Annotated in this window: 1 protein-coding gene; it reads left to right on the top strand. The window is 39.8% G+C overall.

The window, feature by feature from the left end; genetic code table 11:
* Positions 1-350: 350 nt before the first annotated feature.
* On the top strand, positions 351-1,098 hold a 748-nt coding region (locus VXQ92_RS20425; protein ID WP_416683012.1), incomplete at its 3' end, for a DNA gyrase subunit A.

Here is a 1,098-nt window from a genome sequence, read left to right as displayed (position 1 = left end):
GTTAAAAACCCCTAGTTTTGAACTAGGGGTTTTTTGTTTTACAGTCTGAAGTTAGAAGTAAAAATTAGAAAATTTATGCTTTGGATGTTTGATTTTTATAAAATAAAATTCACATAGTTTTGATTAGGCATGAAGATAATGATTGCAGCTAAAAGAGTAGAATAATATGCAATTAAATTATACAAATATCACCAGATTGGCAGTGTAGATTCCGCACATTACAAAGCGCTTTTATGCTATAGTATACAGCTATATTTTTTTCGATTTTAGTTCACTTTCCGGAACTAAATTTTTTGCAAGATCAAGACATATAAACGGATAGAAATATCTATCCGTAAGAAGGAGTATGCATGAGCGTATCGGAAATCCGACCGATTGCCATTGAGGACGAACTCAAGCATTCATATTTAGATTACGCGATGAGTGTAATTGTATCTCGTGCATTGCCGGATGTGAGAGACGGTCTTAAACCTGTTCACCGTCGTGTGCTTTATGCCATGCACGAATTGGGCAATGACTATAACAAAGCCTACAAGAAATCTGCTCGTGTCGTTGGGGACGTAATCGGTAAATATCACCCGCATGGTGACTCAGCTGTTTATGAAACCATTGTTCGTATGGCTCAAGACTTTAGCTTACGTTATTTATTGGTTGATGGTCAGGGTAACTTCGGTTCGATCGATGGCGATAGCGCCGCGGCAATGCGTTATACCGAAGTCCGTATGACTAAGCTGGCACATGAGCTTCTTGCAGATTTAGAAAAAGACACAGTTGACTGGGAAGATAACTACGACGGTTCGGAACGTATCCCTGAAGTACTTCCGACACGTGTTCCAAACTTGTTAATTAACGGTGCTGCTGGTATTGCTGTAGGTATGGCAACTAACATGGCACCACACAACATGACAGAAGTTGTGAATGCTTGTTTGGCTTATGCTGACAATCCGAATATCTCGATTGAAGGATTGATGGAATACATTACCGGTCCTGACTTCCCTACAGGCGGTATTATTTACGGTAAATCAGGTATTGTTGATGCCTACCGTACCGGTAAAGGTCGTTTACACATTCGTGGTAAATACCATTTCGAAGAAGATG

It is taken from the genome of Acinetobacter sp. 228 (assembly GCF_048147885.1).
This window is presented reverse-complemented; position numbering and strand designations above follow the sequence as displayed.